The sequence below is a fragment of the Methyloceanibacter sp. genome, assembly GCF_050728395.1.
Lineage (GTDB): Bacteria > Pseudomonadota > Alphaproteobacteria > Rhizobiales > Methyloligellaceae > Methyloceanibacter.
On sequence record NZ_JBOHJB010000008.1, the window covers coordinates 22,244 to 44,783 of the forward strand.

Here is a 22,540-nt window from a genome sequence, read left to right on the forward strand (position 1 = left end):
AGCGGCCTCCCCGCTAAACCAGCATGGTCACTGGGTCTTCGATGAAGGCCTTGAAGGCGGCGAGAAGCTCGGCGCCGAGCGCGCCGTCGATCACCCGGTGATCGACCGAGAGGGTGGCGCTCATCATGGTGGCGATCTTCACCGCGTCGTCCTTGATCACGGGGCGCTTTTCGGCGCGGCCGACGGCGAGGATGCTCGCTTGCGGCGGATTGATCACGGCATCGAAGCGGTCAATGCCGTACATGCCGAGATTGGAGAGCGTGGTGGTGCCGCCCTGATATTCGTGGGGAGCGAGGCGCTTCGATCGCGCCCGCCCCGCGAGGTCGCGCATCTCGTTGGAAATCTCCGACAGGCTTTTCAGCTCGGCGTTGCGGACGACGGGCGTGAACAGCCCGCCGCCTGGAAGCGCCACGGCGACGGAGATGTCGGAGCCGCGGTGGAGCAGCAGTCCCTCTTCAGTCCAGCTCGCATTTGCGCGCGGCACCTTTTGCAACGCCATGGCGAGCGCCTTGATGATGAAGTCGTTGACCGAGAGCTTGAAGGAGCGCGGGCCGTCTTGCGGCGCCATGCCGTTGAGGCGCTTGCGCGCGGCAAGCACCGCATCGAGCTCGCAGTCGATGCCGAGATAGAAATGCGGGATGGTCTGCTTGGCGAGCGTGAGCCGCTCGGCGATGACGCGACGCATGGTGTCGTGCGGCAGAAGCTCGTAGCTGCCTGGCTCATAGATTGCCAGCACCTGTTTGTTGGTCAGACCCCCGGCCGGCGCAGGCCGGGACAGCGTGAGGCGCCGCTCAGGCTCGGGGCCGACCTCCAAAGCTTCGATCGCTTCCGCTTGTTCGGGGATGCCTGCTGCCTCGGCCGCGGCGAGCGGGATGTCGCGCTTGACGACACGCCCCTTCGGACCCGAGCCGCGAAGCCCGCCGAGATCGATGCCACGCTGGCGGGCAAGCCTCCGCGCCAGCGGCGAAGCGAGGACACGCTTCGCGTGGTCGCGCTTCGCGTGGCCCCCCTCTGCACTGTGCAAGTTTGCGCCTTGTATAGACATCGGTCAGGCTTCCTTCGCGTGGGCGATCTTGGCCATTGCCTCTTCCCAGTGCGCGCCGTCGAACACCGTGATGCGGGTCACGGTCACCGCGCCGTCGTCGAGGCAGCGCACGTTGACGCTGAAGCCGTCGGGCTTGGAGCGCGGCACGTAGAAGCTCTTGATACCGCACACCGAGCAGAAATGATGCTTCGCCGTGCCGGTGTTGAAGTTGTAGGTGGTGATCTTGTCGGCGCCTTTGGTGAGGCGGAAGCGCTCGGCCGGAACGATGAGATGCAGATAACCGGTCATGCGGCAGATCGAGCAGTTGCACTCCTTGACCTCGATCTCGTCGGGCGCGAGCACGTCGAAGCGCACCGCGCCGCAATGGCACCCGCCGCTCTTCCAGGTCATGGGGGCTTCAGCCACGAACGTCACTCCCGGTAGCAGACGGATTTCACCGCCGCGACGACCTGCTCCACGGAGGGAAGCGCGAGCTTCTCGAGATTGGCGGCGTAAGGCATGGGCACGTCGGCGCCACTGATCTTTGTCGGCGGCGCGTCGAGATCGTCGAACGCTTCCAAAGCCACGCGGGCGCAAATCTCAGAGCCAATCGAGCAGATGGGCCAGCCCTCCTCCACCGTGACGATGCGGTTGGTCTTGCGCACCGAGGCGAGCACCGTGTCGATGTCGAGAGGCCTGAGCGTGCGGAGATCGATAACCTCCGCCTTGATCCCCTCCTCGGCCAGCCGCTTGGCGGCTTCCAGCGCATAGGCCATGCCGCGCGAATAGGAGACGATTGTGGCGTCGGAACCTTCCCGCGCTACCCGCGCCCTGCCAATTGGCAGGACGAAGTCCTCGAGCTTCGGCACGTCGAAGCTCTGGCCGTAGAGGATCTCGTTTTCGAGAAAGATCACCGGGCTCGGGTCGCGGATCGCGGCTTTGAGCAATCCCTTGGCGTCGGCGGCGGTATAGGGAGCGATCACTTTCAGCCCCGGCACGGAGGCATACCAAGCGGAAAAGTCCTGGCTGTGCTGGGCGGCGACGCGGGCGGCGGCGCCGTTCGGCCCGCGAAACACGATGGGGCAGTGCATCTGCCCGCCCGACATATAGAGGGTCTTTGCGGCCGAGTTGACGATGTGGTCGATGGCTTGCAGCGCGAAGTTCCAGGTCATGAACTCGACGACGGGTTTGAGGCCGGCAAAGGCCGCGCCGACGCCGGTACCGGCAAAGGCATATTCGGTGATGGGCGTGTCGACCACGCGTCGCTCGCCGAACTCATCGAGCAGGCCTTGGGTCACCTTGTAGGCGCCCTGATATTGGCCGACCTCCTCGCCCATGACGAAGACGCGGTCGTCGGCGCGCATCTCCTCGGCCATGGCGTCGCGCAGCGCCTCGCGCACGGTCATGGCCACCATCGCGGTGCCGGGCGGAATCTCCGCCTCGGGGCGCGGCTCGGCGGGGGCTACTTGCGGTCCGGCCGGGGCTTGCTCGACCTCCGGCGGCCTCTCGCCAAGATCGGCATCTTCCCGAGTCAGACTTGGCTCATGCGGCACCGCTCTGATCGCTTCGGCGATCTTGGCCATCTGCATGAGTTCAGAACCTGCCGCCGATCTTGCTGCCTCACCCTTCGAGACGGCGCTTCGCGCCTCCTCAGGGTGAGGCGTTGACACCTCATTCTGAGGAGCGGCCGCAGGCCGGGTCTCGAAGGATGAGGCATCCTCGCCGTCGACCAAGAGCAGCGCGATGGGCTTGTTCACCGGCACGTGCTCGGTGCCTTCCGCCACCAAGATCTTGCCCACCCGGCCGTCATCGATGGCCTCGACCTCCATGGTCGCCTTGTCGGTCTCGATCTCGGCGATCACGTCGCCGGTGCGTACCTCGTCGCCCTCCCGGACGTGCCATTTGGCGAGCGTGCCCTCCTCCATGGTGGGCGACAACGCCGGCATCAGAATTTCGCTGGGCATGGTCGGTCGGTTTCGGTCCTAAGGCAGCGCCACGACGTCGGTATAAAGCTCGCTCGCCTCAGGCTCGGGGTCGCTGGTGGCGAAGTCTGCGGCATCATTGACGATGGCGCGGATGTCCTTGTCGATCTGCTTCAATCGATCTTCGTCGGCGATGCCGGTCTCGTTCAGTCGCTTGCCGACAAGCTCGATGGGGTCGCGCTGGGTGCGCACCTCCTGCACCTCTTCCCTGCTGCGGTATTTGGCCGGGTCCGACATCGAATGACCGCGGTAGCGGTAGGTGCGCATCTCGAGGATCATCGGGCCTGCGCCGCCTCGCACCCTGGCGATCGCAGCCTGGCCTGCGGCCTTCACGGCACGCACATCCATGCCGTCAACCTTCATGCCGGGGATGCCGAACACGGAGCCGCGGTGATACAGCTCCTCGGCGAGCGCGCTCCCCCGCCCGACATGCGTGCCCATGGCATAGTGGTTGTTCTCGATCACATAGATGACCGGGAGCTTCCACAGCGAGGCCATGTTGAAGCTCTCATAGACCTGGCCCTGATTGGCCGCGCCCTCGCCGAAATAGGTGAGCGAGACGCGGTCGTTGCCGCGATATTTGTTGGCAAGCGCAAGCCCGGTGCCGAGTGGGGCCGGAGCGCCGACGATGCCGTGGCCGCCATAGAAATTTTTCGCCACGGAGAACATGTGCATGGAGCCGCCCTTGCCCTTGGAATAGCCGTGGCGGCGTCCGGCGAGTTCGGCCATCACGCCCTTGGGGTTCATGCCCGAGGCGAGCATATGGCCGTGGTCGCGATAGGCGGTGATGACCTGATCCCCCTCCTCGCGCGCCATTTGCATGCCGGTGACCACGGCTTCCTGGCCGATATAGAGATGGCAGAAGCCGCCGATCAGACCCATGCCGTAGAGCTGGCCCGCCTTCTCCTCGAATCTCCGGATGAGCAGCATCTGGCGGTAGGCCTCGAGCTCCCCCTCGGGCGTCAGGCTCGGCGCGCTGCCGTGCTCCAATACCGTCGCGGAAGTCAGGGCTTCGGGCGGAGTGATAGACGGTGCAGGCGGTGGGCCTTCTGTATCATGGGCCCCATCGGAAAGAGTGTTCAAACCTAAATCCTCGCATGCCCCGCCGCGACTTGAGGCTAACACGAGTTAGGAAAACACCGAAAGACGGGGCAAGGTCATCAAATAGGCCAAGGATCGGCTCCCGATCCTATGGCGGCGATCCCCATCAGCGCTTCGGTCGCGCCCCCGGCGTCTCCGAAGGCGCGCGGCGCTTCAGCATGACGAGATCGTCGGGGTGGGCAAGGTTCAGAATGGCGCGGGCGCGCTCGTCGAGCATGTCAGGGTCGAGGCTTTCCGGCCGGAGCAGGGCAACGTCGCGCTCAAGGCGCTTTCTCACCTCCTTCAGCCCGGCAAGCTCGCCGGCAAGCACCGCTTTGCGCTTCTCAAGGTCGGCACGGGCCTGCAAGCCATGATCCCCGGTCTGGAGATGGTAGGCGAAATAGCCGCCGACACCGCAGGCGAGCAGCGGAAAGAGGAGTGACGTGAGCCGCATGGTTTTGCCGCGTAACCTTTCGTCATGCCCCGCTTCGGCGTCATTCCGGCGTAAGCCGGAATCCAGCCGCGCGGAACGCGCAAAAAACAAAAAACTGGATACCGGCTTTCGCCGGTATGACGGCGTCCGCCAGTTCTGGGAGAATCGCACCGGGAAGGTTAATCGCCGGTTAGCGGGGGCGGGCGAGCACCGAGCGGCCGGCATAGCGGGCGGCCGCCCCAAGCTCCTCCTCGATGCGCAGGAGCTGATTATATTTGGCCACCCGGTCGGAGCGGGCAAGCGATCCCGTCTTGATCTGCCCGCAATTGGTGGCGACGGCGAGATCGGCGATGGTGGCGTCCTCGGTTTCGCCGGAACGATGCGACATCACCGCGGCATAACCCGCTCCTTGCGCCATGCGCACGGCGTCGAGCGTCTCGCTCAAGGTGCCGATCTGGTTGACCTTGACCAGGATGGCGTTGGCGATGCCCTGGTCGATGCCCCGCTTCAGCCGCGTGACATTGGTGGCGAACAAATCGTCGCCGACGAGCTGCACCCGGTCGCCCAGGGCCTGCGTGAGTGCCCGCCAACCCTCCCAATCGTCCTCCGACATGCCGTCCTCGATGGAATAGATGGGATAGTTGGCGACGAGATCGGCGTAAGTTGCGACCATCTCGGCGAAGTTGAGTGTCCGCCCCTCGCCCTTCAGCACATAGCGGTTGTTCGCGTAGAGCTCGGTCGCGGCCACATCGAGTGCGAGATAGATGTCGGCGCCTGGCTTGAACCCTGCCGCGCCGATTGCGGCGAGAACGAAGTCGAGCGCTTGCCTCGTCGAGGCGAGGTTCGGGGCAAAGCCCCCCTCGTCTCCAACCGCGGTGTTGTGGCCGGCAGCCTTGAGCGCGGCTTTCAGCGCGTGGAAGACTTCCGCGCCCATGCGCAAGGCTTCGGCGAAATTCGGCGCCCCGACTGGCGCGATCATGAACTCCTGGAAATCGATCGGATTGTCGGCATGTGCGCCGCCGTTCAAGATGTTCATCATCGGCACCGGCAGCAGCGTCGCTTGCTGGCCGCCGAGATAGCGGTAGAGCGGCTGATCGTGGTCGCGCGCTGCGGCCTTGGCGGCGGCGAGCGACACGCCGAGAATGGCGTTGGCGCCGAGGCGCTTCTTGTTGTCGGTGCCGTCGAGCTCGCAAAGGCGGGCGTCGAGCCCGCGCTGGTCGCCGGCATCGAAACCGGTCAGCCCGTTCCTGATCTCGCCGTTGACCGCTTCGACCGCACGTCTCACCCCCTTGCCGCCATAACGCTTACCGCCGTCGCGAAGCTCGTGCGCCTCATGCGCCCCGGTCGAGGCGCCCGACGGCACCGCGGCGCGGCCGAAGGCGCCGTTCACCAACACCACGTCAACCTCGACGGTGGGGTTGCCGCGGCTGTCGAGAATCTCCCGGCCGACGACGGTAGCAATTGCGGTCATGGGTCCAATTCCAATTGTCAGGAGAAGGCAGGCGAAGCCTTGCGCCCTCTTAGCCCAGCAACTTTGGAATCGGAAGCTTGATGTGGGGGCTTAGCTCGGTGGCTCTTGTGGAGGCGTTGGCGTGCTGGCCATGGGCACGCCCCGCCCCTTTTTCGGAGCCCCGCAATTGGGGATCGGGCTCATGGCGATTTCGACCCCTGGTTGATATTTGTTCATGGCGCCCGATGCCGCATCGATCCCTAGGCCGATAACGCCGCCGAACAGGACATTGCCGGCCGTCATGATCTCGGTCTCTGACGCGAGCACACCAACGCCGTTGGTGTAACACTGCTTGGCACAATTCACCGCGACGTCGTGCTTACTCTTGGGCAGAACGATATTTCCGGGCGTCTGAACGGTGCGCGTGCCGATGGCAGGAGACGAAAGCGTACACATGGCGTCCTGAACGCCTGGGGTGGCGACGGAGACCTGCTGTTGCGTCCCTTTGACGATGGTCGAGCAACCGGTAAGAAGGATGGCAATCACGCCGCAAAGAGCGGCAACCCCGCGGTGCATGGCCTAGCCGCCCAAGTCTTGGCCTCTCGCAATAGTAGCAGAATATACAATATTCAACTAAAAGGCGAGTCCCCAATAAGGTTTTGCAACAACATGGTTTTTGGATTTCGCCATGAAAAGTGACGGTGCTGCATTGGTGTTGTTCTCGGGCGGCCAGGATTCGACCGTCTGTCTTGCCTATGCGCTCGACCGCTACGGCCGCGTGGAAACCGTGGGCTTCGACTACGGCCAGAGGCATGCCGTCGAATTGCAATGCCGGCAGGCTGTGCGAAGCGAGGTCGCCCGCGCCTTCCCCGCATGGGGTTCGCGGCTCGGGCCAGACCATGTGCTCGACATCGCAAGCTTCGGCGCCATCGCCGACACCGCACTCACCTCCGAGGCCGAGATCGAGATACTGGCCTCGGGGCTACCGAGCACGTTCGTGCCGGGGCGGAACCTCGTGTTCTTCACCTATTCCGCGGCACTCGGCTATCGCCGAGGCCTGCATACGCTGGTCGGCGGCATGTGCGAGACGGATTACTCAGGCTATCCCGATTGCCGCGACGCGACCTTGCGCGCGCTTGGCGAGGCAATCAGGCTCGGTACCGAAGTCCCCTTCATCATCGAAACGCCGCTGATGTGGCTGTCAAAGGCAGAGACCTGGGAGCTTGCGCACAAGCTTGGCGGCGAAACCTTGGTCGAGTTGATGATCGAGCACACCCATACCTGCTATCGCGGCGAGCGCGGCAGGCGTCATCCCTGGGGTTATGGCTGCGGCACCTGCCCGGCTTGCGAGCTCCGCGCGCGCGGCTATGAGCAGTGGCAGGAAATGCGCACCGCAGCGCGAGAGTCTAAAGTGAGAGCAGGTTCCCCTTAGCCACTTAGCCACAACCGCCTTGCCCGGCCTTGTGCCGGGCATCCACGCTTTCTATTTCAAGGACAAGACGTGGATGGCCGGGACAAGCCCGGCCATGACAACACTCTATCGATGGCGCCGAAAGCCCATGTATTCGGTCAAGGAGATCTTCTACACGCTGCAGGGCGAAGGCACCCACGCCGGGCGGCCTGCCGTGTTTTGCCGCTTTGCCGGCTGCAATCTGTGGACGGGCCGCGAGGCCGACCGCGAGACCGCGACCTGCAATTTCTGCGACACCGATTTCGTCGGTACCGACGGCGATGGCGGGGGAAAATTCGCCGACGCCGGAATGCTTGCCAGAGCTTGCCGCACGGCCTGGCGGGGCAACAGCTTCACGCCTCCCTTCGTCGTGCTCACCGGAGGCGAGCCCATGTTGCAGGTGGACGAGGCTTTGATCGCTGCGCTCCATGCTGCCGGCTTCGAGATCGCCATCGAGACCAACGGCACGCTGCCGGTGCCGCGCTCCATCGATTGGATCTGCGTGAGCCCGAAGGCCGGTGCAGATCTCGTGCAGCGGTCAGGCGATGAGCTGAAGCTCGTTTATCCGCAAAGCGAGATCGAGCCGGCAGCGCTCGAACAGCTCGACTTCACCCATTTCCTGTTGCAGCCTATGGATCAGGGCGCCGTCAAGACCGCGGACAATGTGGGCGCGGCGATCGACTATTGTCTTGCCCATCCCAAATGGCGCCTGAGCCTGCAGACCCACAAGCTGCTCGGTCTGCGCTAAGCCTGGCGACCAGGCCTCTGGCTGAACGCTTGGAAATCCGGTTTCCCAATGGCGCATGGCCGTTTCGGAAAACCGGTTTCCACTTTTCCGGATCATGCTCTAAACCACCGCCATGCGTATCTATAAGGAATTCTTCTTCGAGGCTGCCCACCGGCTCCCCTCGGCCCCTCCCGGTCACCCCAATGCACGGGTGCACGGACACTCCTTCTGCGCCCGCGTCACCATCGACGGCGAGCCCGATCCCGCGACCGGCGTGCTCCTGCATTTCGACGATATCGAAGCGGCCCTTGCCGAGGCGCGCGACGCGCTCGATCATCGCTTTCTGAACGAGGTCGAAGGGCTGGAGGTGCCGACGCTCGAGCGCATCGCCATCTGGCTGTGGGATCGCCTGCACAACCGGCTGTTCGGCCTCGCCGAGATCCAGGTCTCGCGCGACAGTTGCCACGAGGGCTGCATCTATGCCGGCCCGCGGCGCTTGTAAAAGCGTGTCCGCGGTGCAGTAATGAGCGATGGCCACAGCCAAAAAGAGCGTGAAACCGAAGCAGCTCGGCAAGCCCACGCCGATTCCAGCATCGCCAGACAAGGCGTTGCTCGAGCGCGTCGCCAACCCGCATCCTGAGACGCTCTACGCCGCCCGCTTCACCGCGCCCGAATTCACCTGCCTCTGCCCGATCACCGGTCAGCCCGACTTCGCCCATCTCGTCATCGACTACGCGCCGAAGCGCTGGCTGCTCGAGTCGAAGTCGCTCAAGCTTTATCTGGCGAGCTTCCGCAATTGCGGCACCTTTCATGAGGACGCGACGGTCACCATCGGCAAGCGCATCGTCGATCTGATCGAGCCTGCCTTTTTGCGCATCGGCGGCTACTGGTTCCCGCGCGGCGGCATTCCCATCGATGTGTTCTGGCAATACGGCACGGTGCCCGAAGGCCTGTGGTTGCCCGACCAAGGTGTGGCGCCCTATCGCGGGCGGGGTTGAGCAAATCGAAGAACCACGGCGTCACCCCGGCGCAAGCCGGGGTCCAGTTTTCTAATTGCGCTTCGCGCACTGGATTCCGGCTTGCGCCGGAATGACGTTCGTCACCTCACCCTCTTCACCAGGCGGTCGATCTCGATCAGCTCGGCGAGCAGCGCCGGCAGATCGTTCAGCGGCAGCATGTTGGGCCCGTCGGAGGGCGCGCGGTCAGGGTCCTGATGGGTCTCGATGAAGATGCCGGCGACGCCGACCGCGACCGCGGCGCGGGCCACCACCGGCACAAAACGGCGCTCGCCGCCGCTCTGCGCCCCCTGCCCTCCGGGCTGCTGCACCGAATGGGTGGCGTCGAAGATCACCGGCGCTCCCGTCTCGGCGAGGATCGGCAAAGCGCGCATGTCGGAGACAAGCGTGTTGTAGCCGAAGGAGACGCCGCGCTCGGTGACCAGCACCTGGGGGTTTCCTGCGCCAACGAGCTTCGCCACCACATGGGTCATGTCCCAAGGCGCGAGGAACTGGCCCTTCTTCACATTGACCGCCTTGCCGGTGAGCGCCGCGGCGATGAGAAGATCGGTCTGGCGGCAGAGGAAGGCGGGGATCTGCAGTACGTCGACGGCCTTGGCCACCGCGGCGCATTGATCAGGCTCATGCACGTCGGTGAGCACGGGAAGGCCGGTCTTCTCCCTGATCTCGGCGAACATGGGCAGGGCTTCGATGAGCCCCAGCCCTCTTGCGCTTCTCGCACTCGTGCGGTTCGCCTTGTCGAACGAGGTCTTGTAGACGAGGCCGATTCCGGCCTTTGCCGCGATCTCCTTCAGCGCCTCGGCAGTCTCGAGCGCATGCGCCAGGCTTTCGAGCGCGCAAGGCCCGGCGATGAGCGCAAGCGGCAGAGTGTTGCCGAAGCGCGCGGCACCCACCGCAACGACGGGGCTTGGCGGGGGCTTCATGGCTGCGGTCATGGGCGGACCATAACGGCGGCGCGTCAGGCGTCAACCGGCTCGCTTGCGTGGGCAAGCGCCCCTGCCACGTAGGTGGCGCGCACGCAGCGGTCGTCGCCAAGCGTCATCAGCACGAACAAGGTCTCTTCCATGGAGCGGGAACGGCTGATCCGGAAGGAAAGGAGCGGTGTGGCCTTGGGCTCGAGCACCACGATGTCGGCCTCGCGGCCGACCTCGAGCGAGCCGATGCGGTCCTCAAGTCCGAGCGAACGGGCGCCTCCAAGCGTGGCGAGATAGAGCGCCTCGAAGGCCGTGATCGGCGCGGCATTCAGCGCTGCGATCTTGTAGGCCTCGTTGATCGTGCGTAGCAGGGAGAAGCTCGTTCCAGCCCCGATATCGGTGCCGAGGCCGACATGGATCGGCCGCCTCTTATCCTTGGCTACGCGCAAGCGAAACAGCCCGCTGCCGAGGAACAGATTCGAAGTCGGGCAATGGGCGATGGAGGCGTCGCGCTCATGCACGCGGGCGAACTCTCTCTCGGAGAACCAGACGCAGTGGCCGAGAACGGTGCGCCGCCGGACGAGGCCGTAATGATCGTAGATATCGAGAAAGTCCTTGCGCTCCGGAAACAGCCTGGTGACGAAGGCGACCTCGTCACGGTTCTCGGCGATGTGAGTTTGTAGGGTCAAATCGGGATATTCGCGCCACAGCGCGCCCGCGGCTTCCAGTTGCGCCGGCGTGCTCGATCCGGCCCAACGCGGCGTGATGGCATAGAGCAGCCTCCCCTTCCCGTGCCATGTGTCGATCAGCGCCTTCGACTGGTCGTAGCCGGATTGCGCCGTGTCGCGTAAGGGCTCGGGCACGTTGCGGTCCATCATGCATTTGCCGGCGACGAGCCGCAGATTGCGCTTGAGAGCTTCCTCGAACAACGCGTCGACCGATTGCGGATAGACCGCGCAATAGACGCACGCCGTGGTCGTGCCGTTGCGGATCAGCGTGTCGCAGAAGATGGAGGCGACGGCGCGAGCATGCGCCACATCGGCGAAGGCTTCCTCGGCGGGATAGATGTAGTCGTTGACCCATTGCAGAAGCTGCTTGCCTGGAGACGCGATCATCTCCGTCTGCACATAGTGCACATGGGTGTCGACGAAGCCCGCCGAGAGGATGCAGCCGGAATAGTCGGTGACGGGAACATTGCTCGGCAGGCTCGCCCGCACGCTGTCGTAAGGACCGACGGCCTCGATCATCCCGTGGCGGCAGACGATCAGCCCGTCAGGCTCGTGCACGAAGGCCTTGGCCGGATCGACCAGGAAGGGATCGCCGGTGAAGCCGACGATCGTGCCGCGGAGAGCGGTAACGTGGCCATCCGGCATGGTTCGATCTTCTGCTAGACTTGGCCAAAGCGGCTACTGGGAGCGACGCAATGCGCGCGATGATACTAAGATGCTTGATCGGCGCCAGCGCCTTCCTTGCCGTCGGGCCGGCGCAGGCCAATCCCATCGACGACTGCAATCAAAGCGAGAACCCCGAGAAACAGATCGACGGCTGCACAGAGTTTCTCCAGCTCGACCCATTCAGCCCCTACGTCGCGCTGGCCTATGGAAGGCGCGGCGAAGCCTATATGCGCAAGGGCGATCTCGCCCGCGCCATCGCCGATTTCGATCAGGCCGTCGCCGTCGATGGAGGCCAGGCCAGACTCTATGTCAGCCGCGGCCTCGCTTACCGCGACAAAGGCGATCTCGACCGGGCCATCGGAGATTTCAGCAAGGCCATCGAGCTCGACTCCAAATTCGGCGAGGCCTTCATCAATCGCTGCGTCGTTTACGAGGACAAGGGGCAGGCCGATCTCGCCATCGCCGACTGCACCGCCGCCATCGCCATCAATCCAAAGGACGCGGTCGCTCATAACGATCGGGGCGTCGCCCGGGAGAAAGCTGGGAAGATCGAAGACGCGATTGCCGATTATACCTCGGCGATCGAGCTCGACGCCGGCTATCGCGACGCCTACGCCAACCGCGCCGTGCTTTACGACCACAAGGGCGAGAAGGATCGGGCCATCGCCGATTACCGCGCGGCGCTCGCCAAGAATCCCACCCCGCAGGATCGCAAGGATCTTGAGGCGGCGCTTGAGCGCCTCGGCGCAGCCCCCTGATTTCGCTTGATAGAATGTGCCGGCATGCGCTCGGCCCTATTCGGGCCCCGCCGGGTCTGGCATCATGACGGCTTCTCTAGGGGGGAGATCGTCATGAAAAAAGCAATCGCGGAATTCATTGGGACATTTGCGCTTGTGCTGGTCGGCTGCGGCGCCGCCGTCATCGGTGGAATGGGAAGCGGCGCAACCTCGCTTGATGCACTCGGCATCGGCGCAGCCTTCGGCCTAACCATTGTCGCCATGGCCTATGGCATCGGCCAAATCTCAGGCTGCCACATCAATCCGGCGGTCAGCTTCGGTGTGCTCGTCGCCGGCCGCATGACCACGCAGGACTTCATCACCTATGTCATTGCGCAGGTGCTTGGCGCCATTGCCGGCGCCGTGGTTCTCTACGTCATCCTCTCCGGCAAGGCGGGCTGGAGTGGCGGGCTCGGACAGAACGGTTGGGGTCCAGGCTATCTCGGCGAATACGGCATCGGCGCCGCCCTCATCTATGAGGTGGTCGCCACCTTCCTGTTCCTCGTCTGCATCCTCGGCGTGACGCAGCGCGGCGCTCCGGTCGGCATCGCCGGGCTCGCCATCGGACTGACACTCATCGCCTTCCACCTCTGGGGCATCAACATCACCGGCACCTCGCTCAACCCTGCCCGCTCGCTCGGGCCGGCCCTTATCGGCGCAGGCACCAACCCGCAAGCGCTCACGCAAGTGTGGCTGTTCATCGTAGCGCCGCTGATCGGCGCCGGCGTTGCCGGCTATCTGTTCAAGTCGGGCGTCCTCGCGGCCGATGATGTGGTACCCGATCGCGGCGGCGGCGGAAGGACGGAAGTGGCGCCGGGGGCCTCAGCACCGCGCAAGCGGAAGTAGCGACACCAACCGAGGCGGACGGAGTCACCTAAGGCGCCGTCCGGCTCCATTTCGGGCGGTCTCTCTCGTAGCGGCTGACGACGCCCGGAAACTCGGGCAGCCACGGGTCGCGCCGGATCGTCCACAATTCGTAGGTCGGCTGCCACCGACCTGGCTCGTCGAACGAACCTGGATAGACGTAGATCTCGTCGGCCCGCGAGTAATGCGAGGAGACCTGAGACCCGCACGCCGGGCAGAAATATCTCCGACCGTGCTCTGAGCTTTTGAAAACGAGGAGCTGTCCGGTCACCGTCACTGCATCACGTGAAAACACGGCGTAGAAGCTGAAGGGCGCGCCGTGCAGCTTCCGGCAGGTCAGGCAGTGACACACGCCGACGCGATAAGGCTCTCCCCTCGCCTCGATCCTGACCTTGCCGCAGGCACACCCGCCTTTATGGATAACGTCGGTCATGGCGCCGAAGGCCTTGCACTAACCGCGGCTTGACTACTGCACAGGGTTCCCCACGTAGCCCGCGAGCAGAACGAGCTGGTGCTTGTTGTCGCGAAGAGCAAACATGAAGGGCCTATCGACCACCATCGCGATCGGCTTGGCGCCCGACGTCGACATTGCGCGGCTCGTAAGCGCGGTCACGGCGGCTGCCGCGGTGCCCTCCTCGTCCACTTTGATAACCGTCTTTTGGATCACCTCATCGATGGTGATTGGCGTGGACGACAACTTCTTGAACGACGTAGGCCTATTGCCTTTCGCGAGGCCCAACTTATTGAGGGCCGGCAGAAGTTCGGCCGCCATTTCCGCATCGAAGCGAGGCAACGCGACTGTGCCTTTCGTGAGCGTGAAGCCGGTCCCGGTGAGCCAGTCCGCTCCGGCAAAATCGCTAAGCGGTGCCGGGTCCTTTTTGGTCGTGACGACCACAAGATCGTAGTCCTTGTCTTTGTACGGCAGGATCACGCCGATGAAGCGGTCGTCCTGGCGGAAGGCGAGTTTGCTCTCGCCGAGCTGCATCATCGAGACGTCCGCCGTGCTGCCGCCGGTGAGGTGGAAAGGTTTCGATTGGGTCAGCGCTGAATCGAAGGACGTCTCCCACTTGTCCTTGAAGTAGAGAGCATTGAGCGCGACAAAGATGGCTGGTGTTGGCTTTTCGATAATGGTGGGGATCAGCTTGGCAGTCTGGTCGGAAACCCACTTGTTGACCGCCTCCACGCCCTCTGGGGTGCCAAGATTGGCGGTCATTGCCTCCATGCCGGCGCCCTTCAATTGAGCAAGTGCGTCAGGGTTGGCGCCTGCAGCAGGGCTCAGGAAAATTGCGTTGCCGAACGATAACGGTCCACTCCCAGGGGGTACGGCGGCCAGCTCTTTGGCGGCATCTCTAAGAGCGTTCATCGCTTTGGTGGCGTTCCCGGCCTTGATGCCCAGAGTCTTGGCGATCGCCGCATCCATCTTGCCGTCGGCAACGAGGTCAAGGTAGGCGAGGACTGCGGCGAGACTTGCCGGCGAGACCAAGACGTTGACCGGCTTGTCGGCGCCACTGGCAAGCCCCTGCATCAATTTGAGAGCGAGCTTCGTCTGGGCATCCGCAAGCGTGTTCGTCTCGGCTTTGCCGGCAGCCTGTGGCCTGTTCGGCTTCTTTGCCGCCATGGCTGCATGGTCGAAGCCGATCGCGCCCAGGGTGGTGGCGAGAATCAGTGCGGCGGAAGCCGTCTTTAACAAGTTCCACATCGTTTCCTCATCGAGCCGTTGAAAGCGGCGGTACGCCGTCGCCGGGAAACACGCCTCAGGGTTGAGACAATATTAGAGAAGGCGGCGCGGCGCCATGTCTAGACCAGGCGGCTCTGCTCCACCGCGGCGCCGATAAAGGAGGCAAAGAGCGGATGCGGCTCGAAGGGCCGCGATTTCAGCTCGGGGTGGAACTGAACGCCGATGAACCAGGGATGGTCGGGGATCTCGACGATCTCGGGGAGCAGCCCGTCAGGCGAGATCCCTGAGAAGCTCAAGCCAGCCGCCTCGAGCTTGTTGCGGTAGCGCGTATTCACCTCGTAGCGGTGGCGGTGGCGCTCGGAGATGCGCGTCGTGCCGTAGATCTCGGCGACCTTGCTGCCCCTGGCGAGCACCGCTTCATAGGCGCCGAGCCGCATGGTGCCGCCGAGATTGCCATTCGACTGGCGCTTCTCGAGCTCGGCGCCCTTCATCCATTCGATCATGAGGCCGATCACCGGCTCGGGCGACGGGCCGAACTCGGTCGAGCTTGCATCCTCGATGCCGGCAAGATCGCGGGCGACCTCGATCACCGCCATCTGCATGCCGAAGCAGATGCCGAAATAGGGCACGCCCCGCTCGCGCGCATAACGCGCCGCGCGGATCTTGCCTTCAGAGCCGCGCTCGCCGAAGCCGCCGGGGACGAGGATGCCGTGCACGTCCTCGAGATAGGCAGAGGCGTCCTCCTGCTCGAAGGTCTGCGACTCGATCCATTGCAGATTGACCTTGACCTTGTTGGCGATGCCGCCATGGACGAGCGCCTCGTTGAGCGATTTGTAGGCGTCCTTGAGGCCCGTGTACTTGCCGACTACCGCGACATTCACCTCGCCGTCGGGATCGGCGATGGTCTCGGCGATCCGCCGCCAGCGCTCGAGATCAGGCTCCGGCGCGTTCTTGATGCCGAAGGCGGCGAGCACCTCGCGGTCGAGGCCCTCGGCGTGATAGGCGCCAGGCACCTCGTAGATGGACGCGACATCGAGCGCCTGGATCACCGCCTCGGGGCGCACATTGCAGAAGAGCGCGATCTTGCGCCGCTCGTCGCGCGGCAATGGCCGCTCGCAGCGGCAAAGCAGCACGTCGGGCTGGATGCCGATCGAGCGCAGCTCCTTGACCGAGTGCTGCGTGGGCTTCGTCTTCAGCTCGCCCGCGCTCGGGATGAAAGGCACGAGCGTCAGGTGAATGAACACCGAAGACCCACGCGGCAGCTCGTTGCCGAGCTGGCGGATCGCCTCGAAGAAGGGCAGGCCCTCGATGTCGCCGACCGTGCCGCCGATCTCGCACAGCACGAAGTCGACGTCCTCGTTGCCCGTGGTGATGAAGGATTTGATGGCGTCGGTAACGTGCGGGATGACCTGCACGGTCGAGCCGAGATAGTCGCCGCGGCGTTCCTTGGTGATGATCTGCTGGTAGATGCGGCCCGTGGTGATGTTGTCGGCCTGACAGGCGGGGCGGCCGGTGAAGCGCTCGTAATGGCCGAGGTCGAGATCGGTCTCGGCGCCGTCGTCGGTGACGAACACCTCGCCGTGCTGATAGGGGCTCATGGTCCCCGGGTCGACGTTGAGATAGGGATCGAGCTTGCGCAGGCGGACGCTATAGCCGCGCGCCTGGAGCAGCGCTCCGAGAGCAGCCGATGCCAGCCCCTTGCCGAGAGAGGAGACCACGCCGCCGGTAATGAAGACGTACCGCGCCATGGGCCTCGACCATACACTGAAAGACGCGCGAGTCGTAGCCCTAAGCTCTACTCCGTCCACCGGTCGCGGAAATGCGCGGCAAATCCGCATCAATCCGCGTCAATCCGCGCTTATCGCGACAATTAACGCGCAATTATCCGAAGCGAATCGCTTGTCGCTATTTCGACTGCGGCGCTTGCGGTCCCGTCGGCGCGGCCGGGGCCGCTGGCACTGCCGGAGCCCCCGCCGGGGCCGGTGGCGCCGATGGAAGGACGAGGCCTGGGAGCGACCCTCCTCCGCCCTGAACCGGGGTGCCGGCCTGGTTGAAGATCGAGGTCGGCGTGCTGGTGTTTCTGGCGATGAGGGTGAGCGTCAGGCTGGTGGCGAAGAAGGCCGCGGCGAGCACGGCCGTGGTCTTGGTCAGCGCGTTGCCGGCGCTCCGGCCGGTCATGAAACCGCCGCCACCTCCGCCAATGCCGAGCGCCCCACCCTCTGAGCGCTGCAACAGCACGACGCAGATCAGCGCCACGGCGATCATGATGTGAACAACGAGAAGCACAGTGGTCATCTGGTAGCCTTCGATTTGCCAGGCGGTGTCTTATCCGAATCAGCTACCGCTTGGCTAGGCTTGCCGTCGCCGCTTTCGGCCGCAGGCATTGCCGGTTTCCGGTCAGGGAGCGGCACGGTCGCGGCATTCTCAGGCGTGGTCGCGGCGTTCTCGGGCACGGCATCGGTCGATTTTGCCGGCACTTTGGCCACCCCGCCGCCCCGGCAGCGGAATTGGATCTGTTCTTCCACGCTCAAGAAGTGCCTTACCCGCTCGATCGCCTCGTCGTTCAAATGGTTCTTGACCCAATCGGGCCCTTGGTCGAGCGCGGCCTGCATGTCGCGGGTCAGGAGCTTCTTCCGCTCGATCTGCAAATTGGCGCAGCTCTCCTTGTCGAGCGGCTCGGCACTGGCCACCGCGCCGGCGAGGAACGCCGCCGCGAAAACCAGGCCTGACAAAGCTTGCGGGCGCAGCAGCACTATCGACCTCGACCGCCAGTCCCCGAATAAACCGACAGAATACCATAGAAATCGGTAGCTTTAAGGCTTGCCCCGCCAACCAGCGCGCCATTGACGTTCGGCACGGTCAGAAGCTCGCGGGCATTACTGGGCTTTACCGAGCCTCCATAGAGGATGCGCATGGCGCTTCCCTCCCCTCCGAGCTCGTCACCGAGGCGGTCGCGAATGAAGGCATGGACCGCCGCCACGTCCTCAGGCGTGGGCGTCCAGCCGGTCCCGATCGCCCAGACGGGCTCATAGGCAATGACGGTATTCGCCGCGGTGGCCATCGGCGGAAGCGAGCCGTCGAGCTGACGTCCCACGACGTCGAGGGTTGCGCCATCCCGCCGCTCGCGCCCCGTCTCGCCGATGCAGATGATGGCGGCAAGCCCGGCGCGATGGGCCGCCGCGGCCTTTTGCGCGACGACGGCATCAGTCTCGCCATGGTTGGTGCGCCTCTCGGAATGGCCGACGATGACGGCATTGGCGCCGGCATCGGTCAGCATCTCTGCGGAGATATCGCCGGTATGGGCCCCGTGCGGCGCAGGATGGCAGTCCTGGGCGCCGAGCAGGATGTCGCTCTTGGAGAGGAAATATCTTGCCTGGGCGAGGAGCGTCGCCGGCGGGCAGATCATGATGTCGGCCTCCGGCCGCGGCTCCATCGCCAGGAGGTCCTGCAGCGACTTGAGCTCGGCGAGATTTGCCGCGAGCCCATGCATCTTCCAGTTGCCGGCGACGAGCGGCCTGATTGCGGTCACCGTGCTGCCCCCCTTTGCGCGCCGTTCGACCCTTGCCGGCAGGCTGTTGGTGCTTGCGGCAAGCCCTTGTGTAGCCTAGAGAACGGTGCCTTGCCGCCTTACGTCCTGCTACCTATGATGCCCGCGCCGCGCGAGCAATCGCCACAGATTGACCCCTCGGCGCAGCGATTGCAAACAGCCAAAAAGAAGGTCCTTCAAGCGTGTTACTCGATAATTTGCGAAAAGGAGCAGGCCGTGCCTTCGGCATGATCCTCATGGGTCTGCTCGTCATCAGCTTCGCCATCTGGGGAATCGCCGACATTTTCAGGGGGTATGGCAGCCAGACTCTGATCAAGGTCGGCGATACCGAGATCACGCCTCAGGAATATTCGCGCACGCAACGCGACGTGCTCCGCGCGATGAGCTCGGACGCCGGCCGCACCCTTTCGGTGCAGGAGGCCCGTGACCAAGGACTGGAGAACCGCGTGCTGGAGCGGCTGATCGGCGGCGCCGCGGTCGATACCCATGCCAAGAGCCTGAACCTCGGCGTCAGCGACGAGGCGCTGTTGCAAGGCATCATGAAGGATCCGGCCTTTCAGGACTCGACCGGCAATTTCAATCCGCTCGCCTTGCAGCAGGCGCTGCGCACTCTCGACATGAGCGAGCAGGGCTATCTCGCATCGGAGCGCGAGCGCAATCTGCGACGCCAATTGCTGAGCACGGTCGGCAAGACGCCGGCGGCATCACAGGTGTTCCTCAACGCGCTCAACAACTACAACAACGAGACGCGCGGCCTGCGCTACGTGATCGTCCCGGCCACTGCCGCCGGGGCGCTGCCCGAGCCCACAGATGCGGACTTGAAGCGCTTCTACGACAATCACCAGGCCAAGTTCACCCAGCCGGAGTTTCGCAAGATCGGCGTGCTGGCGGTGACACCGGAAACGGTGAAGGCAAAGGTGGCGATCACCGACGACGATCTGAAAGCTGCCTTCGACAAGGAGAAGGACAAGCTAGGCGCGCCTGAGCGCAGGCGCGTGCAGCAGATCGCCTTCCCCGACAAGGCCGCCGCCGACGCGGCCTATCAGAAGATCCAGTCCGGCACGGATTTCGTAGCGCTCGCCAAGGAGCTCGGGCAAAGCGAAGCCGATATCGACCTCGGGCTGTTGAAGCGATCGGAGATGGCCGACGCCACGATCGGCGAAGCCACCTTCAAGCTCGATAAGGACAAAGTGAGCGAGCCGATCACCGGGCAGCTCGGGAAGACCGTATTGCTGCGGGTCACGGCGATCGAGCCAGGCAAGGTCGTGACCTTCGAGGAAGCGAAGCCGGATCTCGAGAAGAAGCTCCTCAAGGAGCGGGCGCAAGGCGCCATTTTCGACCTTCACGATCGCATCGAGGATGAGCGCGCCGCGGGAGCCCAGCTCTCCGAGGTCGCCGACAAATTCAAGCTCACCTATCACGCGTTCGATCAGGTCGATCGCCAGGGCAAGACTCCTGACGGCAAGGTGGTGGACCTGCCGCAGAAGACCGATCTCCTGAACGCGGTATTCGCCACCGAGGTTGGCGTCGAGAACGATCCGCTCGACGCCAAGGACGAGGGTTTGATCTGGTACGAAGTGTTGGGCATCACGCCGCAGCAGCTTAAGCCGCTCGACCAAGTGGAGGACGAGGTGAAGAAGGACTGGAGCCAGGAAGACCAGCGCACGCGGCTTACCAAATACACCGAGGACCTGGTGAAGCAGCTGCAAGCTGGCAAGACTCTCGACGACCTCGCCAAGGAATTGCACACGGAGGTCTTGCCGACCGAGCCGTTGAAGCGAAGCGGATTGACGGTGAACGTGCTGCCGGCCGCCGTGACGCAAGCCTTCGCTCTGCCGCAGGGCGGGTCTGGTTCGGCCGCCTCCGGCGTGGAAGAAGGCCGCATCGTCTTTCAGGTGGACAAGGTCACGCCAGCTCCTCCGCTCGATCCTCCGAGCCTCGATGCCTTGAAGCGCCAGCTCAAGGTCTTTGTCGGCGAGGACATCATCGGAGAGTACTTCTCCGCGCTCGAGGCGCGCTACGGCGTCACTATCAACCGTCAGGCGCTCTCCAAGCTCGCAGGTGGCAGCGAAGAGCAATGAGCCCGGCTCAGGCCACCTCCGTTACGCCTTTACCGCAGCAAGGTGGCGCTCCGATCGAGCCCGACTTCGCAACTTTCGCCCGCCTCTACGACGCCGGCACCCCGCAGGTTGCCTGGACGCGGCTCGTCGCCGATCTAGAGACCCCGGTCTCGGCCATGCTCAAGCTCGCCCATGAGCGCCCGAACAGCTTCCTGCTCGAATCGGTGGAAGGTGGTGCTGCCCGCGGCCGCTATTCCATCATCGGCTGCGAGCCCGATCTGATCTGGCGGGCGAATGGCGCGCGCGCCGAGCTTAACCTGGCGCCGCAAGCCGACGCTTCGACCTTCGCGCCTTCGCCGCTACCCACCCTTCAGTCGCTGCGTGCATTACTTGCCGAGTCGGCGATCGAGCTTCCAGCGGAGCTGCCGCCGATGGCCGCTGGCATCTTCGGCTATATGGGCTACGACACGGTGAGGCTGATCGAGCACCTGCCGGCGACCAAGCCTGACCGGCTTGGCCTGCCCGACAGCATTCTCGTGCGGCCGACGCTGATCGTCATCTTCGATACGGTGAAGGACGAGATGACCGTGGTGACGCCGGTCAGGCCAATGCCGGGCGTCAGCGCCAAGGCCGCCTATACCCGGGCGGCAGACCGCCTGAATGTCGTGATCGAACGTCTCGATCAGCCCTTGCCGCATGTGAGCGATCTCGAGGCTGAGGCCGCGCACCCAGAGCCCAAGCCCAGCGTGACGCCGGCGGCCTATATGGAGAAGGTCACGCGCGCCAAGGAGTACATCGCCGCCGGGGATATCTTCCAGGTGGTGCTGAGCCAACGGTTCGAGGCGCCGTTCACGCTCCCCTCCTTCTCGCTCTACCGGGCACTCAGGCGCGTCAATCCCTCGCCGTTCCTTTACTACCTCAATTTCGACGGTTTCGCCGTCGCCGGCTCGAGTCCCGAAATCCTGGTTAGGGTGCGCGATGGGCTGGTCACCATCCGCCCGATCGCAGGCACCCGGCCGCGCGGAGCGACGCCGGAACAGGACAAGGCGCTGGCCAGCGAGCTTCTCGCCGACGCCAAGGAACGCGCCGAGCATTTGATGCTGCTCGATCTTGGGCGCAACGATGTGGGGCGCGTGGCCGAAGTCGGCAGCGTGCGCGTCACCGACTCTTTCTTCCTCGAATATTACAGCCAGGTCATGCACATCGTGTCGAATGTGGAGGGCCGCCTCGATCCGCGCTTCGATGCCATCGAAGCGCTGATGGCGGGTTTTCCCGCCGGAACCGTATCCGGCGCGCCGAAGGTGCGGGCCATGGAGATCATCGACGAACTGGAAGAAGCAAAGCGCGGGCCTTACGCCGGGTGCGTCGGCTATTTCTCCGCCAATGGCGAGATGGATTCCTGTATCGTGCTCCGCACCTCGGTGGTGAAGGACGGCGTCATGTATGTCCAGGCCGGCGCTGGCGTGGTCGCGGACTCGGTGCCTGAGCGCGAGCAGGCCGAATGCGTGAGCAAGGCCTCGGCCCTGTTCCGGGCAGCCGAGGAAGCCGTGCGCTTCGCCGCGCGCTCAAAGCGGGGTCAATAGAGCTCACCACGATGCTGACTTTGATCCTGCTCCGTCACGCTAAATCGAGTTGGAAGGATCCGGCCCTTGCCGATCACGATCGTCCGCTCAACACGAGAGGCATGGCCGAGGCGCCGGTGATGGGCAAGGCCATGGCCAAGCACGGGCTCGATCCGGACGTCGTGCTGTGCTCAACGGCGCGGCGGACGCGGGACACGCTTGGCTTCGTGCTGCCGGAGCTGAAGATCGAGCCCAAGGTCATCTATGAGGACGGCCTCTATCACGGGACGCCCGCGGAGATGCTCGGCATCCTGCACGAGGTCGGAGCCGGGGTCGGCCAGGTCCTGCTCGTCGGGCACAATCCGGAGCTTCAGGAATTTGCTCTCGACCTGATCGGTTCGGGGGCGAAGCACCTCAAGGATCGCCTCGAGGCGAAGTACCCGACCGCGGGGCTCGTGGTACTGCGCTTCCCCGCCGCTGCCTGGAAAAGCGTCGCCGTCAATAGCGGCAAGCTCGATCTGTTCCTGACCCCGAGCGACGCGAAGAAGAGCTGACAAACTTGACGTCGCGCGGGAAGCGGGCG

General features: G+C 64.3%; 24 protein-coding genes. 9 read left to right on the plus strand and 15 right to left on the minus strand.

What is annotated here, in order from left to right:
• Nucleotides 1–13: 13 nt before the first annotated feature.
• From ACREC7_RS02730 to ACREC7_RS02760, 7 genes are all read right to left on the minus strand, one after another.
• Nucleotides 14–1,024, minus strand: a complete 1,011-nt coding sequence (locus tag ACREC7_RS02730) for a 2-oxo acid dehydrogenase subunit E2 (RefSeq protein WP_431554155.1) — start codon at nucleotides 1,022–1,024, stop codon at nucleotides 14–16.
• 24 nt (nucleotides 1,025–1,048) lie between these two features.
• Nucleotides 1,049–1,450 (minus strand): GFA family protein, encoded by a 402-nt coding sequence (locus ACREC7_RS02735; protein WP_431554156.1) that lies wholly within the window; start codon nucleotides 1,448–1,450, stop codon nucleotides 1,049–1,051.
• A 5-nt stretch (nucleotides 1,451–1,455) separates the two neighbouring features.
• Complete coding sequence (locus ACREC7_RS02740; protein ID WP_431554157.1) at nucleotides 1,456–2,970, minus strand: pyruvate dehydrogenase complex E1 component subunit beta; 1,515 nt, start codon at nucleotides 2,968–2,970, stop codon at nucleotides 1,456–1,458.
• A 36-nt stretch (nucleotides 2,971–3,006) separates the two neighbouring features.
• The gene (gene pdhA, locus ACREC7_RS02745; RefSeq protein WP_431554188.1) at nucleotides 3,007–4,032 is read right to left on the minus strand and encodes a pyruvate dehydrogenase (acetyl-transferring) E1 component subunit alpha; all 1,026 of its coding nucleotides are present in this window, start codon (nucleotides 4,030–4,032) and stop codon (nucleotides 3,007–3,009) included.
• A 181-nt stretch (nucleotides 4,033–4,213) separates the two neighbouring features.
• Nucleotides 4,214–4,540, minus strand: a complete 327-nt coding sequence (locus ACREC7_RS02750) for an FtsB family cell division protein (RefSeq protein ID WP_431554158.1) — start codon at nucleotides 4,538–4,540, stop codon at nucleotides 4,214–4,216.
• Nucleotides 4,541–4,709: 169 nt separating this feature from the next.
• On the minus strand, nucleotides 4,710–5,990 hold the full coding sequence (gene eno / locus ACREC7_RS02755) for a phosphopyruvate hydratase (protein ID WP_431554159.1): 1,281 nt from the start codon (nucleotides 5,988–5,990) through the stop codon (nucleotides 4,710–4,712).
• A 90-nt stretch (nucleotides 5,991–6,080) separates the two neighbouring features.
• Nucleotides 6,081–6,545, minus strand: a complete 465-nt coding sequence (locus ACREC7_RS02760; protein ID WP_431554160.1) for a hypothetical protein — start codon at nucleotides 6,543–6,545, stop codon at nucleotides 6,081–6,083.
• A 112-nt stretch (nucleotides 6,546–6,657) separates the two neighbouring features.
• Between ACREC7_RS02760 and queC the strand changes: the two genes are divergently transcribed.
• The 4 genes from queC to queF all read left to right on the plus strand — a co-directional run bounded on the left by queC (nucleotide 6,658) and on the right by queF (nucleotide 9,144).
• Entirely contained in the window at nucleotides 6,658–7,401 is a 744-nt protein-coding gene (gene queC, locus ACREC7_RS02765) for a 7-cyano-7-deazaguanine synthase QueC (protein WP_431554161.1), read from the plus strand.
• Between the two features lie 127 nt (nucleotides 7,402–7,528).
• Nucleotides 7,529–8,167 carry a 7-carboxy-7-deazaguanine synthase gene (queE, locus tag ACREC7_RS02770; protein WP_431554189.1) on the plus strand — a complete coding sequence of 213 codons (639 nt, stop codon included), beginning with the start codon at nucleotides 7,529–7,531 and terminating at the stop codon, nucleotides 8,165–8,167.
• A gap of 112 nt (nucleotides 8,168–8,279) precedes the next feature.
• On the plus strand, nucleotides 8,280–8,648 hold the full coding sequence (locus ACREC7_RS02775) for a 6-pyruvoyl trahydropterin synthase family protein (protein ID WP_431554162.1): 369 nt from the start codon (nucleotides 8,280–8,282) through the stop codon (nucleotides 8,646–8,648).
• Between the two features lie 28 nt (nucleotides 8,649–8,676).
• Nucleotides 8,677–9,144: a preQ(1) synthase gene (gene queF / locus ACREC7_RS02780; protein ID WP_431554163.1), complete on the plus strand. Its 468-nt coding sequence runs from the start codon at nucleotides 8,677–8,679 to the stop codon at nucleotides 9,142–9,144.
• A gap of 101 nt (nucleotides 9,145–9,245) precedes the next feature.
• Here the strand turns inward: queF and kdsA are convergent, their stop codons facing one another.
• Both kdsA and guaD read right to left on the minus strand, forming a co-directional pair.
• The gene (gene kdsA, locus ACREC7_RS02785) at nucleotides 9,246–10,085 is read right to left on the minus strand and encodes a 3-deoxy-8-phosphooctulonate synthase (RefSeq protein ID WP_431554190.1); all 840 of its coding nucleotides are present in this window, start codon (nucleotides 10,083–10,085) and stop codon (nucleotides 9,246–9,248) included.
• Nucleotides 10,086–10,120: 35 nt separating this feature from the next.
• Nucleotides 10,121–11,449, minus strand: coding sequence for a guanine deaminase (gene guaD, locus ACREC7_RS02790; RefSeq protein WP_431554164.1), 1,329 nt, complete (start codon nucleotides 11,447–11,449; stop codon nucleotides 10,121–10,123).
• A 50-nt stretch (nucleotides 11,450–11,499) separates the two neighbouring features.
• On the opposite strand from guaD, the gene ACREC7_RS02795 reads away from it, so the two are divergent.
• Both ACREC7_RS02795 and ACREC7_RS02800 read left to right on the plus strand, forming a co-directional pair.
• Nucleotides 11,500–12,228: a tetratricopeptide repeat protein gene (locus ACREC7_RS02795; protein ID WP_431554165.1), complete on the plus strand. Its 729-nt coding sequence runs from the start codon at nucleotides 11,500–11,502 to the stop codon at nucleotides 12,226–12,228.
• Nucleotides 12,229–12,321: 93 nt separating this feature from the next.
• Nucleotides 12,322–13,092, plus strand: coding sequence for an aquaporin (locus ACREC7_RS02800; RefSeq protein WP_431554166.1), 771 nt, complete (start codon nucleotides 12,322–12,324; stop codon nucleotides 13,090–13,092).
• Between the two features lie 28 nt (nucleotides 13,093–13,120).
• Here ACREC7_RS02800 and ACREC7_RS02805 read toward each other — a convergent pair whose 3' ends face one another.
• The 6 genes from ACREC7_RS02805 to tpiA form a co-directional block, all read right to left on the minus strand.
• On the minus strand, nucleotides 13,121–13,543 hold the full coding sequence (locus ACREC7_RS02805; protein ID WP_431554167.1) for a GFA family protein: 423 nt from the start codon (nucleotides 13,541–13,543) through the stop codon (nucleotides 13,121–13,123).
• Between the two features lie 33 nt (nucleotides 13,544–13,576).
• The gene (locus tag ACREC7_RS02810) at nucleotides 13,577–14,809 is read right to left on the minus strand and encodes a serpin family protein (RefSeq protein ID WP_431554168.1); all 1,233 of its coding nucleotides are present in this window, start codon (nucleotides 14,807–14,809) and stop codon (nucleotides 13,577–13,579) included.
• 98 nt (nucleotides 14,810–14,907) lie between these two features.
• The gene (locus ACREC7_RS02815) at nucleotides 14,908–16,536 is read right to left on the minus strand and encodes a CTP synthase (protein ID WP_431554169.1); all 1,629 of its coding nucleotides are present in this window, start codon (nucleotides 16,534–16,536) and stop codon (nucleotides 14,908–14,910) included.
• Between the two features lie 157 nt (nucleotides 16,537–16,693).
• Complete coding sequence (secG, locus tag ACREC7_RS02820) at nucleotides 16,694–17,083, minus strand: preprotein translocase subunit SecG (RefSeq protein WP_431554170.1); 390 nt, start codon at nucleotides 17,081–17,083, stop codon at nucleotides 16,694–16,696.
• Nucleotides 17,080–17,541: a hypothetical protein gene (locus tag ACREC7_RS02825; protein ID WP_431554171.1), complete on the minus strand. Its 462-nt coding sequence runs from the start codon at nucleotides 17,539–17,541 to the stop codon at nucleotides 17,080–17,082. The genes secG and ACREC7_RS02825 overlap by 4 nt, the downstream gene beginning before the upstream one ends.
• Nucleotides 17,541–18,317, minus strand: a complete 777-nt coding sequence (tpiA, locus tag ACREC7_RS02830) for a triose-phosphate isomerase (protein ID WP_431554172.1) — start codon at nucleotides 18,315–18,317, stop codon at nucleotides 17,541–17,543. Before tpiA ends, ACREC7_RS02825 begins: the two co-directional genes overlap by 1 nt.
• A 200-nt stretch (nucleotides 18,318–18,517) precedes the next feature.
• Here tpiA and ACREC7_RS02835 point away from each other — a divergent pair, with 200 nt between their 5' ends.
• From ACREC7_RS02835 to ACREC7_RS02845, 3 genes are read left to right on the plus strand one after another with little or no spacing between them, the layout of a single operon-like run.
• The gene (locus tag ACREC7_RS02835; RefSeq protein WP_431554173.1) at nucleotides 18,518–20,416 is read left to right on the plus strand and encodes a peptidyl-prolyl cis-trans isomerase; all 1,899 of its coding nucleotides are present in this window, start codon (nucleotides 18,518–18,520) and stop codon (nucleotides 20,414–20,416) included.
• On the plus strand, nucleotides 20,413–21,978 hold the full coding sequence (trpE, locus tag ACREC7_RS02840) for an anthranilate synthase component I (RefSeq protein WP_431554174.1): 1,566 nt from the start codon (nucleotides 20,413–20,415) through the stop codon (nucleotides 21,976–21,978). The genes ACREC7_RS02835 and trpE overlap by 4 nt, the downstream gene beginning before the upstream one ends.
• 11 nt (nucleotides 21,979–21,989) lie before the next feature.
• Nucleotides 21,990–22,511, plus strand: a complete 522-nt coding sequence (locus ACREC7_RS02845; protein WP_431554175.1) for a SixA phosphatase family protein — start codon at nucleotides 21,990–21,992, stop codon at nucleotides 22,509–22,511.
• Nucleotides 22,512–22,540: the final 29 nt, after the last annotated feature.

Excerpts from the sequence above, each read along its gene's own strand:
- ACREC7_RS02750 (WP_431554158.1), bottom strand. The coding sequence starts at position 4,540 with ATGCGGCTCACGTCACTCCTCTTTCCGCTGCTCGCCTGCGGTGTCGGC.
- queF (WP_431554163.1), top strand. The coding sequence starts at position 8,677 with ATGGCCACAGCCAAAAAGAGCGTGAAACCGAAGCAGCTCGGCAAGCCC.
- kdsA (WP_431554190.1), bottom strand. The coding sequence starts at position 10,085 with ATGAAGCCCCCGCCAAGCCCCGTCGTTGCGGTGGGTGCCGCGCGCTTC.
- ACREC7_RS02810 (WP_431554168.1), bottom strand. The coding sequence starts at position 14,809 with ATGTGGAACTTGTTAAAGACGGCTTCCGCCGCACTGATTCTCGCCACC.
- queC (WP_431554161.1), top strand. The coding sequence starts at position 6,658 with ATGAAAAGTGACGGTGCTGCATTGGTGTTGTTCTCGGGCGGCCAGGAT.
- ACREC7_RS02740 (WP_431554157.1), bottom strand. The coding sequence starts at position 2,970 with ATGCCGGCGTTGTCGCCCACCATGGAGGAGGGCACGCTCGCCAAATGG.
- eno (WP_431554159.1), bottom strand. The coding sequence starts at position 5,990 with ATGACCGCAATTGCTACCGTCGTCGGCCGGGAGATTCTCGACAGCCGC.
- ACREC7_RS02845 (WP_431554175.1), top strand. The coding sequence starts at position 21,990 with ATGCTGACTTTGATCCTGCTCCGTCACGCTAAATCGAGTTGGAAGGAT.
- secG (WP_431554170.1), bottom strand. The coding sequence starts at position 17,083 with ATGACCACTGTGCTTCTCGTTGTTCACATCATGATCGCCGTGGCGCTG.
- ACREC7_RS02760 (WP_431554160.1), bottom strand. The coding sequence starts at position 6,545 with ATGCACCGCGGGGTTGCCGCTCTTTGCGGCGTGATTGCCATCCTTCTT.
- queE (WP_431554189.1), top strand. The coding sequence starts at position 7,529 with ATGTATTCGGTCAAGGAGATCTTCTACACGCTGCAGGGCGAAGGCACC.
- trpE (WP_431554174.1), top strand. The coding sequence starts at position 20,413 with ATGAGCCCGGCTCAGGCCACCTCCGTTACGCCTTTACCGCAGCAAGGT.
- ACREC7_RS02800 (WP_431554166.1), top strand. The coding sequence starts at position 12,322 with ATGAAAAAAGCAATCGCGGAATTCATTGGGACATTTGCGCTTGTGCTG.
- ACREC7_RS02795 (WP_431554165.1), top strand. The coding sequence starts at position 11,500 with ATGCGCGCGATGATACTAAGATGCTTGATCGGCGCCAGCGCCTTCCTT.
- ACREC7_RS02775 (WP_431554162.1), top strand. The coding sequence starts at position 8,280 with ATGCGTATCTATAAGGAATTCTTCTTCGAGGCTGCCCACCGGCTCCCC.
- guaD (WP_431554164.1), bottom strand. The coding sequence starts at position 11,449 with ATGCCGGATGGCCACGTTACCGCTCTCCGCGGCACGATCGTCGGCTTC.
- ACREC7_RS02815 (WP_431554169.1), bottom strand. The coding sequence starts at position 16,536 with ATGGCGCGGTACGTCTTCATTACCGGCGGCGTGGTCTCCTCTCTCGGC.
- ACREC7_RS02805 (WP_431554167.1), bottom strand. The coding sequence starts at position 13,543 with ATGACCGACGTTATCCATAAAGGCGGGTGTGCCTGCGGCAAGGTCAGG.